This window comes from Luteibacter sp. RCC_6_2, from assembly GCF_041360655.1.
Taxonomy (GTDB): domain Bacteria; phylum Pseudomonadota; class Gammaproteobacteria; order Xanthomonadales; family Rhodanobacteraceae; genus Luteibacter.
In genome coordinates, this window is the sequence record NZ_JBFUPQ010000010.1 from 1 (window position 1) to 13579 (window position 13579).

Consider the following 13579-nt stretch of genomic DNA (forward strand, 5'->3'; position numbering starts at 1 on the left):
GTCGGGTGCCGTTCTCAGAGCGATTCCGCAGGGAGGCGAAGGCCGGACGAGGACTTAGCGAACGAGAATGGCACCCGGCGGCTCCCCCTGCCTCGACGCAGAAAACGCGATGGCGAAGCCGAGCCGTGGTGTCCCGGCCCCAAAGGAAACGTTTTTCTTCAGCGCCCACCATGCGCTCAGTTGTACAGCGAACCGGCGTTGACCACCGGTTGCGTCGAGCGGTCGCCGCAGAGGACGACGAGCAGGTTGGAGACCATCGCCGCCTTGCGCTCCTCGTCCAGTTCCACGACGCCTTGTGCCCGAAGCTGGTCGAGTGCCATGGCCACCATGCCCACGGCGCCTTCCACGATGCGCTCGCGGGCGGCGACGATGGCGCTGGCCTGCTGGCGCTGGAGCATCGCCTGGGCGATTTCCTGTGCGTAGGCGAGGTGGCTGATCCGGGCTTCGATCACCTGGACGCCCGCCTTCGTGAGACGCGCTTCCACTTCCTGGCGCAAGTGGTTGTTGATCTCCTCGCCGTGGCTGCGCAAGGACGGCTTCGAATCGTCGTGGGCATCGTAGGCATAGCTCTGCGCCATCTGCCGCAGCGCCGACTCGCTCTGGATCTGCACGAAGTTCTCGTAGTCGTCGACGCAGAACACCGCTTCCGCCGTATCCACCACCTGCCATACGACGATCGCCGCGATCTCGATCGGGTTGCCGTCGTTGTCGTTGACCTTCAGGCGGCTACTCTCGAAGTTGCGCACGCGCAGGCTCACCGGACGGCGGGAATAGAACGGGTTGGTCCAGCGCAGGCCCTCGCGGCGTTCCGTGCCGGCGTATTTGCCGAAGAGTTGCATCACCTGGCCCTGGTTGGGCTGGACCTGGAAAAAACCCTTGGCGAGGAAGGCGAAGATGGGTATCAGGACCACGGCGCCCGCTGCCGCCGGGTTACCCCCGGGAGTCACCTGGGACAACACCCCCAAGCCCGTAAGTAAGACGATGACGATCAGTACGAGGGCGGCCGGGATTCCCGGCAGGGAAGAGGCGGGACGTTCGTTCATGACGGAATGACCCCTGGAATGGTGGGGTCATATGATATCAATGTGATATCAAAGTCAAGTGACCTGCGTCATGGGGCCCCGCGTCCGCCCCCCACCGGACCGGCTGCGTTGCTCGGGGGCGGCAGGTCGAGAAGCGCCGCGCCGGGCAGGGCGCGGTCGATCCTGATCTTGCCCAGCGCATTCATCGCGGCGAAGAAACGCCACGGTTCGCCGTTGCCGGTACCGAGGGCGATGTGGCTCGAATCGAAACGGCGCTGCGCGGAATCGAAGCTGATCCAGCGATTGTCGATCCACGCCTGGGCCCACGCGTGGGGCACGAAGACGCGGCTGGCGCCACCCATGCGATCGGCGTAGACGACGCCGGTCACCACGCGGGCGGGAATGCCCAGCGCCCGCGCCATCGCGGTGAGGAGGACGGCGTGTTCGGTGCAGTCCCCGCGCCGCGTCGCGATCGTCTCGAGGGCCGAGGCGTAGCCCACGTCGAGACCCTTCACGTTGATGTAGTCGGACAGGAAGGAGCGCAGCCGGCGCATGCGTTGCAGGTCGGTCGCCGCGTCGCCCACAGCGTCCCGGGCCAGCGAGCGCACCTCGTCGGAGTCCGATTGCACCCACGCATTGGCGGCCGTGTCCTCGGCCAGCGGGCCGGGTTCGTCGCCGTGCCGGGAACCGAACCCGACGTCGACCACATACACACCATCGCCCAGTGGCCTCACCCGTTGCTCGTCGGTGTCGATGAATGGGTTCGGGATCGCGCCACGCACGGTGATCGTGTAGCGGATGGGAGCCACGCGCATCGCAGCGAAGATAGGGCGGGGCGCCGTGATCATCGCGGCGCGCAGCAGGTCGATGTCCTGGTCGGGCGCCTGTGCGCAGGCGATGTCGCAGGCCGCCATTTCCAGGCGGAAACCGAGCAGGGGAGCGAGGCTGCGATGGATGAAGCCGTTGTCGTCGACCCAGATGTCGACGCTGCGATCGCTCCCTGCGCCCGCGATCGACTGGCGCAGGTGATGGAGGGTCCGCCGGGTCTCGTCCGGCATGACGACGACTTCGTCGCCGATGACTTCCACGTCGACGTTCGCCACCTGTTGCCTGATCGAGTCGAAGTTGCGCAGGCGATACGACGTGCCGGGCTTGAATCCATGGGTCGCCATGGTGAGGCGCTGGCCTTCCGCGAGCGTCGCCCCGGTCGGCCAGATGAGCAGGTTGACCTTCGATTGCCCGCCGACGGTATTCGCCACCTGGAACGTACCGTCGTCACGCGCCTCGCCGGTCGCCAGGTTTTCCTGGGTCGACATCCGGGTACTGGCGTAGAAGGCGAGGGGCGCTCCGCTTTGCGATTCCGTGGAGCGCAGTTCGGTGCGCAAGGCCAGCGGCGTGCGCGCCCGCGTCAGCCGGAAATCCAGCACCTGCGTGGTGACCACGCGATCGTCCTGGACCTGGCGGTCGATTCGCAGGCTCCCCACCTTCCGGCCGTCCAGCAGGACGGTCATCCAGCGCTCCTCCGCCAGGAGGGTCGAAGGGGCCAGGCACAGTACGGCGAGGACGGCAAGATAGCGTCTCATGAGCGTACTTCCGGATTGTTGGGGACGGCTCCATCACATCACGTTCGCGGCGCGAGTCAATCCCCCCTTTGGACGGGTGGCCGGGCGGCTAGAATGGCGGCTTCGTCTCCCCTGGATTCCCCCGCATGAAGACCTTCGGCACCCCGCATTCCCACACCGCGCTCAAGGTGCTCCTGCTGGGGTCGGGCGAGCTGGGCAAGGAAGTGGCCATCGAGTTGCAGCGCTTCGCCGTCGAGGTGGTGGCCGTGGACCGGTATCCGAACGCGCCGGCGATGCAGGTGGCCCACCGCAGCCATGTGATCGACATGCTCGATGGCGCGGCGCTGCGCGCCGTGATCGAGCAGGAGGAGCCGGACCTGGTGGTGCCGGAGATCGAGGCCATCCACACGCCCACCCTGGTCGCGATGGAGAAGGAAGGACTCAAGGTCGTGCCCACGGCGAAAGCCGCGTGGCTCACCATGGATCGCGAAGGCATCCGCCGCCTCGCCGCCGAGGAACTGGGCCTGCCCACGTCGCCTTACCGCTTCTGCGACACGCGCGAGGACTTCCTGGCCGCGGTCGCGGAGCTGGGCACGCCATGCGTGGTCAAGCCGGTGATGAGTTCCTCCGGCAAGGGGCAGAGCGTGGTGCGCTCGCCGGACGATGCCCCCGGGGCGTGGGAGTACGCGCAGTCGGGCGGACGCGCCGGGCGCGGTCGCGTCATCGTGGAAGGCTTCGTCGACTTCGACTACGAGATCACGCTGTTGACGGTGCGCCATCGCGACGGCGTCTCGTTCTGCGCGCCCATCGGCCATCGCCAGGAGGATGGCGACTATCGCGAGTCATGGCAGCCGCAGCCGATGAGCGATGCCGCGCGCGCCGACGCCGAACGCCAGGCCGACGCGGTCACGGCGGCCCTCGGTGGCTGGGGCGTCTTCGGCGTGGAATTCTTCGTGCGCGGCGACGAGGTGATCTTCTCGGAGGTGAGCCCGCGTCCGCACGACACGGGGCTGGTCACGCTGATCTCGCAGGATCTCTCGGAATTCGCCCTGCACGCGCGGGCCATCCTCGGCTTGCCGGTGCCCGAGATCCACGCCTTCGCTCCCGCCGCCTCGTGCGCGGTGCTCGTCGAGGGAGAGGGCAGTGCGCCGAGATACCACGGCATCGGCGACGCCCTGGCGGAAACGGGCACGATGCTTCGCATCTTCGGCAAGCCGGAGGTCCATGGCCGCCGGCGCATGGCGGTGACGCTGGCACGCGCGGCCACGGTGGAAGAAGCCCTGGAGAAAGCCAAGCGGGCGGCCAGCCGCATCCGCGTGGAACTCTGACGATCCCGCCTACAACGGCCGTTCACGCCCGAATGTTAAGCTGCGACGCTCCTATGGAAGATGCCTTGCCATGAGCGGACGCAGAGACAATAACGACCGCGAATCGCGCGGTCGCACCGAGCCCACGCTGGGCCGCCTCGACGACCTCGACGCACCGGTGCCGTCGGTCGACGACGGCTTGCCGCACATCGTCGTCGACGTGGAGCGCCGGCGTGGCGGCACGCCGCCGCCTTCCCCCCAGCGTCGCCCACCGCGCAAGCGCGGTTGGTTGATTCCGGTGCTCGTGCTCGTCCTGATCGGCGCCGCCACGGCCTTGTGGCTGCAACAGGACAGGCTGCGCAACATGGTGCCGGCCACCGAACTCAACGACACGCTCGCCCAGGCCAACCACGCGCTGGACGAGGGGCATCTCGACGGTACCCATGGCGATAGCGCCCGCGAACTCTTCGAGAAGGCGCGCGACCAGCAACCCGACAGCGACGCCGCCCGCGATGGCTTGCGCCGCGTCGGGCAGGCGGAAGTCTCAAGAGCGGACGCGGCGCTGAACGCGGGCAAGCTCGACGAGGCGGAAGCCGCTCTCAATGTGGCCCGCGAACTGCTCGGCGGTGGCAACGACGTGGAGCGCATCGCGCAGCGGCTGTCGGAGGCGCGCAACCCGCAAGGCCGCACGGAGTCGCTCATCGACCAGGCACAGCAGGCCTTCGCCGCCGGGAAATTCGATGGCGACGACGGTGCCGGCGCGCTGTACCGGCGCGTGCTGGACGCGGACAAGACCAATGCGGTGGCGGCGCGCGGGCTCGACAAGGTGGGCGACGCGCTCGCGGGGCAGGCGCGCCAGGCCATCGCGGCGGGCGACAAGGCCAAGGCCAACGCACTGGTGGATCGCATCGCCCTCCTGGTGCCGGGTTACGGCGACCTGCCGTCGCTTCGGGCGGCGCTCGCGGAAACCAGGAAACAGGACGACCAGGCGGTCAACGCGCTGATCCAGCAAGGCAACGACGCGATGCGTGCGGGCCGCTTCATCGGCGAAGGCGACGACAACGCCCTGGCGCGGTTCCGCGCCGCCCTCGCCGCCGATCCCGACAACGCCGACGCCAAGGCGGGGCTCGGCCGGGTAGCGCAGGCGCTCATCGTCCAGGCCAATGCCGCGCTCGACAGCGAGGACGACGTCCAGGCGACGCGCTTGCTCGACCAGGCGGCGAAGCTCGCGCCGAAGTCGGCGGAGCTGGCCGCGGCGCGGGCACGCATCGGTGGCGGCGAAGCGAAGACGGCGACGCCTGCCGTCGCCGGGCAAGCCGCTGGCGACGACACCGCCATGCCGGAAGCCTCCATGGCGGTCACGCCGGAGCAGAAGGCTAAGGTCGCCGATCTCGTGCGTCGCGCCCAGGCCGCCGCGTCGCGCGGCGACATCATGGACCCGCCGGGCGACAGCGCCTACGACCTGTACCGCAACGCCCTCGCCATCGACGGCAACGACGCCTCCGCACGCGCGGGTTTGCAGGGCCTGCCCACCCAGGTGGAAAAGCAGATGCAGCAGGCGGTGGCCAGCGGCAACGTCCAGCGTGCGGAGAACCTCTTCGCCACCTTGTCCGACCTCGCGCCCGGCGGCACCTCGCAGGCTGACCTGCGCCACCGGCTGGGCAGTGCCTGGATCGACAACGCCCTCCAGCGGGCCGGCCAAGGCGACCGCCAGGGCGCTTTCCAGGCGCTGGACCACGCCCGCCGCTACGCGCCGGACGATCCACGCCTGCAAAGCGCGTACGAGCGCATCGCGACCGGCCGTTGAGCGGTGGCATGACGGTTCTCGTTATCGGCGCCTCGGGTCAGATCGGCCAGTTCCTGCTTCCCCGGCTCGCCGATGCGGGTGCGGATGTCCTCGCGGTCAGCCGGCAGCCGCCGGCCGATTCCCGATGGCTCGTGGGCGCGCTGCCGGATGCCATGCCCGAATTGCCGGCGCTCGACGCCGTGATCAGCCTCGGGCCGCTCGACCACCTCGCGCCGTGGCTCTCGGCGACCCGGCTGGCGGGTACACCGCATGTCATCGCCACCTCGTCGATGAGCGCCGAGACCAAGCGCGATTCCGATGTGCCGGAAGAGAGGGAACTCTCGCGTCGCCTGCGCGATGCGGAAACGACCCTGATCGCCACCTGTGCCTCGCGCGGGATGCCGTGGACGCTGTTCCGTCCGACGTTGATCTACGGAGCCGGCGTCGACAAGAGCCTCACTCCGATCGTCCATGCGGCGTTGCGCCGCCGCGTATTCCCGATTCCCGCCGGCCGCGGCCAGCGGCAACCGGTGCACGCCGAGGACATCGCGGAGGCGATCATGGCCGCGCTCGGCTCGCCCTTCGCCCGCGGCCATACGTTCCCGATCGGTGGCGGCGAGCGCATGAGCGCCGCGGAAATGTTCCGCCGCGTCCGTCGCAGCGCGGGTGGGCCCACGCTGCCCGCGCCGATACCCCGCCTGGCCCTCGATCTCGCGGCCCTGGTCTCGCCGGCCATGCGCGGCCCGATCCGCCGGCTGGATAGCGACCTGATCGCCGACAATCGGGAGCTCGAGCGGGTCCTGGACGTCCATCCGCGACCGTTCCGGCCCCGCCCGGAGACCTGGTGGCCGCCGCGCTGACACGCGGCGCCACGGTCCTGCCAGCGTTCGTTCAGATGAGCGCCGGGGGAGTGCCCCTATCATCCGGGTACGTCTTCTTCCCCAGGATTTCCCCGCGTTGGCTTTCTTGACCCGTCTCGGCTCCCTCCTGCGCACCGCCTGGCCCTGGCTGCGCATTCCCTTCTGGCTGGTGATGGGCCTGGTGTTCGGCTTCCTCCTGCCGTACACGCTGATCCTCAACGCGCGCCTGCAGGAACGCTTCAACGACCTCGTGTTCGCCGTGCCCACGCGCGTCTACGCGCGACCGCTGCCGCTGGCGCAGGGTCTGCCGATGACGCCCGCGGCACTCGAACTGGAACTCACCTTCGCCGGCTACACCACCGAAGGTGGCGGCAAGGTGCAGGGCAGCTATTCGAAGAACGGCTCGCGCTTCGTGATCGCCTCGCATGGCTACGCCGGGCCCGACGGTGGCGAACTGCCGCATCGTATCCGCGTGGCGCTGTCCGACGGGCAGGTCGCCTCGGTGGTGGACGACACCAACAACAAGCCGGTCAAGTCGATCCACCTCGATCCCGCCCGCATCGCCACCCTGTACGGCGCGCAGCAGGAAGAGCGCCGCATCGTGCGACTCGAGAACGTGCCGCCGTTGCTCGTGCAGGGCCTGCAGGCCGTGGAAGACCGCGACTTCAAGAGCCACATCGGCCTCGACTTCTCCGCGATCGCGCGCGCGTCGTTCGCCAACCTCCGCGCCGGACACACCGTGCAGGGCGGTTCGACGCTCACCCAGCAGCTGGTGCGCAACCTGTTCCTCGATCGCAGCCAGAACATGCTGCGCAAGGTGAACGAGGCGATCCTGTCGCTGCTGATGGAGGCGCATTATTCCAAGGGCCGTATCCTCGAGGCCTACGTCAACGAGGTCTTCCTCGGCCAGCAAGGCAACCAGGCCGTGCACGGTTTCGCCGCCGGTGGCGAGTTCTTCTTCGGCCGCCGCCTCGAAGACCTGCGGCCGCAGGAGATCGCCTTGCTCATCGGCCTGGTGAAGGGTCCGAGCTATTACGATCCGCGCCGTTATCCGGACCGTGCGCTGGCGCGGCGCAATCTCGTGCTCCAGCAGTTCCACGATACGGGGCTGATGGACGATGCGCAGACCAAGGCCGCGCAGGCGACGCCGCTGGGCATCGCGGCCAACGCGCAGCTGCCGCACAACCGCTTCCCGGCGTTCATGCAGCTGGTCCGTTCGCAGATCACCGCCGACTTCGACGAAGCCGCGCTGCGCGACGGCAGCCTGTCGATCTTCACCACGCTCGATCCCTCCGCGCAGCTGTACACGGAGCAGGCGATCCTCGGCACGATGAAATCGTTGGGCAAGCGTGGCGCCGCCGCGCAAGCCGCGGCGGTCGTCACCGATACCAGCAATGGCAGCGTGCTCGCCGTCGTCGGGTCGCGCGATCCCGGCGACCAGGGTTTCAACCGTGCACTCGACGCGCGCCGTCCCATCGGTTCGCTGGTGAAGCCGCTGGTCTACCTCGTGGCGCTCGCGCAGCCCTCGAAATGGTCGCTGGCCTCGATCGTCGACGATTCGCCGATCAACCTTCGCCAGCCCGACGGCAAGCCGTGGACACCGCAGAACGACGATCGCGAGATCCATGGCCAGGTGCCGATGCTTGATGCCCTGGTCCACTCGTGGAACCTCGCCACCGTGAACCTGGGCATGCAGGTGGGCGTGCCGCGGATCAAGGGTTTCCTCGAGTCGTTCGGATTGGAGGACGTGAACCCGAGTCCGTCCTTGCTGCTGGGCGCGGTGGACCTCTCGCCGTTGCAGGTGGCGCAGTTGTACGAGTACATCGCGGCGGACGGCCACGCCTTGCCGCTGGTGGCGGTGCGCGGCGTGATGGACGACAAGGGCCAGGCGATCAAGCGCTACGAGGTGAAGGGTGGCGACGGCGAATACCAGACCGCGGCGCGTCTCACCACTTGGGCGATGCAGCAGGTGGTGAATGGCGGTACCGCCGCGGCCATCGGCAACTCGGGGCTCTCGTGGCTGCATGCGGCCGGCAAGACCGGTACCAGCGACAGCCAGCGCGACAGCTGGTTCGCCGGTTTCACGGGGGACCGTCTCGCCATCGTCTGGATGGGCCGCGACGACAACAAGCCCACCGGCCTGTACGGCGCCACCGGCAGCATGCGGGTATGGCAGGAGCTTTTCCGCAAGCTGCCGACCCGCCCGCTGTCGGCCACGCCCGGCGAAGGCCTGGAAATGGCCTACGTGAATACGCAGACCGGCAAGCGCACCGATCCCTCGTGTGAAGGCGCCCGCCAGTTCCCGTTCGTCGCCGGTTACGTGCCGGAAGCGGAAGAGGGCTGTTTCTGGCAGCGATTCAAGGGTATGTTCGGCGGCGGCGATGAGCAGCAGCCCACGCCGGCCGTTCCCAGTAATCCTACGGATTGACCCATGCATCGCCTTCGTTTCTGTGCCCTCGCCACCGTCGCCCTCGTTGCCGCCTGCAGCCAGCCCGCTCCGCCGCAGGCCACCCGTCCCAGCAAACCCACCTACGACATCGTCGCCCAGGTCCGCGCGGCGGGTGAGCGCGAGAAGTCGGCGATCGAGGTCGCGCCGCTGCGCGATCCGGGCGTGCAGGGCCTCGAGCACGCCGCCCAGGCCGACGAACGCGCGGGCAAGTACGCCGATGCCGACGCCAAGCTGGTGCAGGCGTTGAAGATGGCGCCGGAAGCCCCGGAGCTTATCCAGGACCGCGCCGAAATCGCGATCCGCATGCAGGACTATCCGCTGGCGGAGAAGCTGGCGAAGCAGTCGTTCGAGATGGGCCCGAAATCGGGCAGCCTCTGCGCACGCAACTGGCAGACGGTGGTGGAGATGCGCTTGCAGGCCGGCGACCAGAACGGCGCGAACGTGGCGCGTGGCGAACTGGCGAAGTGCCATATCGCCGGGCCGAATCGCTTCTAGGCGGGTTTTCGCCGCTGAAGCGGCTCCCACAGTATCCACCGACTCCTCAGGGCGCGGTCCCAACAGCACCAAGGGGTGCTTCAGGGCCCATGTGGGAGCCGCTTCAGCGGCGATAGCGCCTGCCGAACATCAACCGCCCCGGATCACCCGGCCATGCTCGTGCACCGTATCCACGAGCACCTTCACGTTCTCCGGGTCCACTTCCGGCGTGATGCCATGGCCGAGGTTGAACACGTGTCCCGGGTGATTGCCGAACGCATCCAGCACCGCGCGCGCCTCGCGCGCGACCACCTCGGGCGACGCGCGCAGCACCGCCGGATCGAGATTGCCCTGTAGCGCCACCCGGCCGCCCACGCGGCGGCGTGCCTCGCCGATATCCAGGGTCCAGTCGACACCAAGGCCGGTGCAGCCCGTGTCCGCGAGGGCCTCGAGCTGACCGCCCGCGCCCTTGGAAAACAGGATCACCGGGAGATCGCGACTGGCAGGGTCGGACTTCAACGCGTCCACCACCTGCGCCATGTAGCGCAGCGAGAATTCGCGGAACGGCGCCGGGCCGAGCAGGCCGCCCCAGGTGTCGAAGATCATCAGCGCCTGCGCGCCGGCATGCGCCTGTGCGACGAGGTAGGCCGCCACGGAGCGGGCCACGGTGTCGAGCAGGCGATGGGCGAGGGCCGGATCGTTCCAGGCCAGGGCCTTCACCCGCGCGAAGTCACGCGAACCTTCGCCTTCCACCATGTAGCAGGCGAGTGTCCACGGGCTGCCGGAGAAGCCGATCAGGGGTACGCGTCCGCCGAGCTCCTTGCGGATCAGGCGCACCGCGTCCATCACATAGCGCAACTCACCATCCATGTCCGGCACGGTGAGCTTGTCGATCGCCGCCGCGTCGCGCACCGGCTTGGCGAAGCGTGGGCCTTCGCCTTGCTCGAACGAAAGGCCCAGGCCCATGGCATCGGGAATGGTGAGGATGTCGGAGAACAGGATCGCGGCGTCCAGTTCGAACCGGTCGAGCGGCTGCAGCGTGACTTCGCAGGCGTATTCCGGATTCGTCGCCAGGCCCATGAAGCTGCCGGCCCTGGCGCGCGTCGCGCGGTATTCCGGCAGGTAACGACCGGCCTGTCGCATGACCCAGATGGGCGTCGTATCGGTGGGTTCGCGGCGCAGCGCGCGCAGGAAGCGGTCGTTGCGGAGCACGTCAGCGGCCATGCGCCGACTCCTGTCCCTGGCTGAACATCAGTTTGAAGCCTTTCTTGATCTGGGCGTCGCGCGCCTTGGTGAACGCGGCCAAGGCGGCATCGCGGTCGACGTAGACTTCGCGCTTGAGCATCGCCTTGCCGCCTTGCACGCCACTTTCGCGGTACAGGGTCCAGCCGCCGAGCAGGTCCTGTTCGAGCGTTATCTGGACGTAGCGGGGCGCTTCCGTCCCCGCTTCGGGCATGGTTTGCAGGTAGATCCGCATCGAGCGATCCGGGCTGGCGCAGGGCCGATCATTGTAGGCGGTTTGCCTGCGGACTGCTTCAGGGGAGTACGGCCAGCACGTCGGCGTCGGGGACGCCGGAGACGATCTCGGCCTTGCCGATGCCGCGCCAGAGGATCAGGCGCGTCGTACCGGCCGTGTTCTTCTTGTCCAGGCGCATCAGTTCGAGCAGGCGGCTGGCGGCATGCGCTTTCGAGGGCTCGGTGGGCAGGCCGAGCCGTTGCAGCAGGGCGACGAGGCGCCCGGTATCACCGCTGGGCGACATGCCCAGGCGCTCGGACAGGCGGGCGGCGAGCACCATGCCGATGGCCACGCCCTCGCCGTGCAGGATCTCGCTGTAGTTGCCGGCGGTCTCCAGTGCGTGTCCAAAGGTATGGCCGAGGTTCAACAGGGCGCGCTCGCCTTGCTCGGTTTCGTCGCGCGCCACCACGCCCGCCTTGTAACGGCACTTACGCGCGATCGCTTCGATCAGCGGCGCGGTCTCGCGGGCGGCGAGTTCGTCCGCATGCGCTTCCAGCCAGGCGAAGAACTCCGGGTCGCCGATGGCCGCGCCTTTCACGACTTCGGCCAGGCCCGCGCGGTACTCGCGCTGCGGCAGCGTGGCCAGGACATCGACGTCGGCGACCACCGCGCGCGGTTGGTGGAAGGCTCCCGCCAGGTTCTTCCCCACCGGCAGGTTCACGCCGGTCTTGCCGCCGACGGATGAGTCGACCATCGAGAGCAAGGTGGTCGGCACCTGGATGAAGTCGATGCCGCGCATCCAGCATGCGGCGGCGAAACCGGCGAGATCGCCGACCACCCCACCGCCGAGCGCGATCACGCAGGCGTCGCGCGTGGCGCCGAGTTCGCCCAGCGCTTCCAGCACGCGCTCCACGTTGGCGAACGTCTTGTGGGTTTCGCCATCACCGATCAGGTGGGACGACCAGCGCAGTCCATCGAGGCCTTTCGCCAACGCATCCAGATACAGCGGCGCCACGGTGGTGTTGCTCACCACCAGCACGTGCCTGCCGCGAATCGCCGCGCGCCAGCGTGCGCTATCGGCGATCAAGCCCGGTCCGATCCAGACGGGGTAGCTGCGTCCGGCAAGGTCGACGTCGACGGTTTCCATCAGCTGCGTTTCCAGTGGCGGTCGAGGAGGGCGATCGCACGCGGCACCGCATCGTCCACGCTTTCATGGCGCCCGTGGAAGATCAGGTCGGCGATGTCCTCGTAGAGGTAGTTGCGGTGTTCCGCGAGTGCCTTCAGGCGGCCGAGACGGTCGGGGCCCGCGATTATCGGTCGCACGGTATCGTGTTCGAGCCGGGCGAGTTGTTCTTCCACGCTCACGCCGAGCATGAGCACCGTGCCACGTGACGTCAGCGCTTGCCGGTTCACCGGGTCGAGCACGGCGCCGGCGCCGGTGGCGAGCACGATGCCCTCGCGCAGACTAAACTCGTTCAGGTGCGCACATTCACGTGCACGAAACCCTATCTCGCCCTCGCGTTCGAAGATGTCGGCGATCGTCACGCCGCAGCGCGCCTCGATCTCCACGTCCAGGTCGACGAAGGGCAGGCCGTAGTGCGCCGCGAGGCGCTGTCCGATCGAGGTCTTGCCGGCGCCCGTGGGGCCGACGAGGAACAGGTTGGGCGAAGGATTCATCACGCTCATGCTAGCAACAAGCCCAGCACAGAGATACGAGACCGTCCTGGTGGCCGGCGCCGGCGATGTCGGCACGCGTCTGGCGCGGCGTTTGGCCGTGGAAGGGCGCCGCGTCTTCGCCCTGCGCCGCGGGGAGATGCCCGCTGGCGACGGCATCGCCTGGTTGCGTGGCGACCTCACCCGGCCGGAGACGCTTGCCGGATTGCCGAAAATCGATGCCCTGGTCTTCGCGCCGGCGCCGGACGCACGCGAGGAAGCCGCGTACCGCGCCGTCTTCGTGGATGGCCTGCGGCACGTGATCGAGGCCTTGCCGGACATGCCGAAGCGCACGGTGTTCGTCTCCTCGTCGGCCGTGTATGGCGAGCACGGCGGCGATTGGATCGACGAAGACACGCAGCCCTCGCCGCCCGGCTTCAATGGCCGCGTGTTGATCGAGGCCGAGGCCTGGCTGGCGTCCCGGCCGGTGGGCGGGATATCGCTTCGACTGGCGGGGCTGTACGGGCCTGGCCGCACGCAATTGTTCGACCGGCTGCGCGAAGGCAAGGCGGCCGTGCCTCGGGGACGGCAGGTCTACGCCAACCGCATCCATGTCGACGACGCGGCGGCGGCGATCGCTTGCCTGCTCGACGTCGCCGCACCCGAGCGGGTTTATATCGGCGTGGACGACACTCCCTTGCCTATCGACGAACTCTACGACCATCTCGCGCGCTTGATCGGCGCGCCGCCGCCCCCGGATGGTCCGGCACCGGCGGGCGTGGGCAACAAGCGGTTGTCGAACGCGCGTCTTCGCGCGACGGGCTTCCGCTGCGCGTGGCCGGATGCGCGGGATGGTTACGCCGCGCTGGCTTGAATCGCCGACAGGGTCGGCTCCCACCGGAGCAGCGCGCGCCGGCCTGATGGGAAGACAGCCTGGTGGGAGCCGACTTGTCGGCGATCCCCGCGGCAGCGGGCCAGCTTGAGGCAAGCACCCATCGCCGCTGAAGCGG

Annotated in this window: 12 protein-coding genes; 6 read left to right on the top strand and 6 right to left on the bottom strand. The window is 68.6% G+C overall.

Annotated features, from left to right (window positions below; genetic code table 11):
* Positions 1-176 precede the first annotated feature (176 nt).
* Both AB6730_RS12185 and AB6730_RS12190 read right to left on the bottom strand, forming a co-directional pair.
* Positions 177-1043: an SPFH domain-containing protein gene (locus AB6730_RS12185; protein WP_371023875.1), complete on the bottom strand. Its 867-nt coding sequence runs from the start codon at positions 1041-1043 to the stop codon at positions 177-179.
* A gap of 68 nt (positions 1044-1111) precedes the next feature.
* Entirely contained in the window at positions 1112-2605 is a 1494-nt protein-coding gene (locus AB6730_RS12190) for a transglutaminase domain-containing protein (RefSeq protein WP_371023876.1), read from the bottom strand.
* A 125-nt stretch (positions 2606-2730) separates the two neighbouring features.
* On the opposite strand from AB6730_RS12190, the gene purT reads away from it, so the two are divergent.
* The 5 genes from purT to AB6730_RS12215 all read left to right on the top strand — a co-directional run bounded on the left by purT (position 2731) and on the right by AB6730_RS12215 (position 9481).
* A complete protein-coding gene (gene purT, locus AB6730_RS12195; RefSeq protein WP_371023877.1) occupies positions 2731-3912 on the top strand; it encodes a formate-dependent phosphoribosylglycinamide formyltransferase in 1182 nt (393 codons plus the stop codon).
* A gap of 70 nt (positions 3913-3982) precedes the next feature.
* Complete coding sequence (locus AB6730_RS12200; protein WP_371023878.1) at positions 3983-5698, top strand: hypothetical protein; 1716 nt, start codon at positions 3983-3985, stop codon at positions 5696-5698.
* A gap of 8 nt (positions 5699-5706) precedes the next feature.
* On the top strand, positions 5707-6537 hold the full coding sequence (locus tag AB6730_RS12205; protein ID WP_371023879.1) for an SDR family oxidoreductase: 831 nt from the start codon (positions 5707-5709) through the stop codon (positions 6535-6537).
* 97 nt (positions 6538-6634) lie between these two features.
* Entirely contained in the window at positions 6635-8965 is a 2331-nt protein-coding gene (gene mrcB, locus AB6730_RS12210) for a penicillin-binding protein 1B (RefSeq protein WP_371023880.1), read from the top strand.
* A gap of 3 nt (positions 8966-8968) precedes the next feature.
* Entirely contained in the window at positions 8969-9481 is a 513-nt protein-coding gene (locus tag AB6730_RS12215) for a tetratricopeptide repeat protein (protein ID WP_371023881.1), read from the top strand.
* A 129-nt stretch (positions 9482-9610) separates the two neighbouring features.
* Here AB6730_RS12215 and hemE read toward each other — a convergent pair whose 3' ends face one another.
* Genes hemE through AB6730_RS12235 form a run of 4 tightly spaced genes read right to left on the bottom strand, consistent with a single transcriptional unit; the run spans position 9611 to position 12593 of the window.
* On the bottom strand, positions 9611-10684 hold the full coding sequence (gene hemE / locus AB6730_RS12220; RefSeq protein WP_371023882.1) for a uroporphyrinogen decarboxylase: 1074 nt from the start codon (positions 10682-10684) through the stop codon (positions 9611-9613).
* Positions 10674-10937, bottom strand: a complete 264-nt coding sequence (locus AB6730_RS12225; protein WP_306850677.1) for a WGR domain-containing protein — start codon at positions 10935-10937, stop codon at positions 10674-10676. Before AB6730_RS12225 ends, hemE begins: the two co-directional genes overlap by 11 nt.
* Before the next feature lie 58 nt (positions 10938-10995).
* Positions 10996-12063 (bottom strand): 3-dehydroquinate synthase, encoded by a 1068-nt coding sequence (gene aroB, locus AB6730_RS12230; protein WP_371023883.1) that lies wholly within the window; start codon positions 12061-12063, stop codon positions 10996-10998.
* On the bottom strand, positions 12063-12593 hold the full coding sequence (locus tag AB6730_RS12235) for a shikimate kinase (RefSeq protein ID WP_371023884.1): 531 nt from the start codon (positions 12591-12593) through the stop codon (positions 12063-12065). The genes aroB and AB6730_RS12235 overlap by 1 nt, the downstream gene beginning before the upstream one ends.
* A 7-nt stretch (positions 12594-12600) precedes the next feature.
* On the opposite strand from AB6730_RS12235, the gene AB6730_RS12240 reads away from it, so the two are divergent.
* Positions 12601-13443: an NAD-dependent epimerase/dehydratase family protein gene (locus AB6730_RS12240; RefSeq protein WP_371023885.1), complete on the top strand. Its 843-nt coding sequence runs from the start codon at positions 12601-12603 to the stop codon at positions 13441-13443.
* Positions 13444-13579: the final 136 nt, after the last annotated feature.

Excerpts from the sequence above, each read along its gene's own strand:
- AB6730_RS12185 (WP_371023875.1), bottom strand. The coding sequence starts at position 1,043 with ATGAACGAACGTCCCGCCTCTTCCCTGCCGGGAATCCCGGCCGCCCTC.
- AB6730_RS12190 (WP_371023876.1), bottom strand. The coding sequence starts at position 2,605 with ATGAGACGCTATCTTGCCGTCCTCGCCGTACTGTGCCTGGCCCCTTCG.
- purT (WP_371023877.1), top strand. The coding sequence starts at position 2,731 with ATGAAGACCTTCGGCACCCCGCATTCCCACACCGCGCTCAAGGTGCTC.
- AB6730_RS12200 (WP_371023878.1), top strand. The coding sequence starts at position 3,983 with ATGAGCGGACGCAGAGACAATAACGACCGCGAATCGCGCGGTCGCACC.
- AB6730_RS12205 (WP_371023879.1), top strand. The coding sequence starts at position 5,707 with ATGACGGTTCTCGTTATCGGCGCCTCGGGTCAGATCGGCCAGTTCCTG.
- AB6730_RS12215 (WP_371023881.1), top strand. The coding sequence starts at position 8,969 with ATGCATCGCCTTCGTTTCTGTGCCCTCGCCACCGTCGCCCTCGTTGCC.
- hemE (WP_371023882.1), bottom strand. The coding sequence starts at position 10,684 with ATGGCCGCTGACGTGCTCCGCAACGACCGCTTCCTGCGCGCGCTGCGC.
- AB6730_RS12225 (WP_306850677.1), bottom strand. The coding sequence starts at position 10,937 with ATGCGGATCTACCTGCAAACCATGCCCGAAGCGGGGACGGAAGCGCCC.
- aroB (WP_371023883.1), bottom strand. The coding sequence starts at position 12,063 with ATGGAAACCGTCGACGTCGACCTTGCCGGACGCAGCTACCCCGTCTGG.
- AB6730_RS12235 (WP_371023884.1), bottom strand. The coding sequence starts at position 12,593 with ATGAATCCTTCGCCCAACCTGTTCCTCGTCGGCCCCACGGGCGCCGGC.
- AB6730_RS12240 (WP_371023885.1), top strand. The coding sequence starts at position 12,601 with ATGCTAGCAACAAGCCCAGCACAGAGATACGAGACCGTCCTGGTGGCC.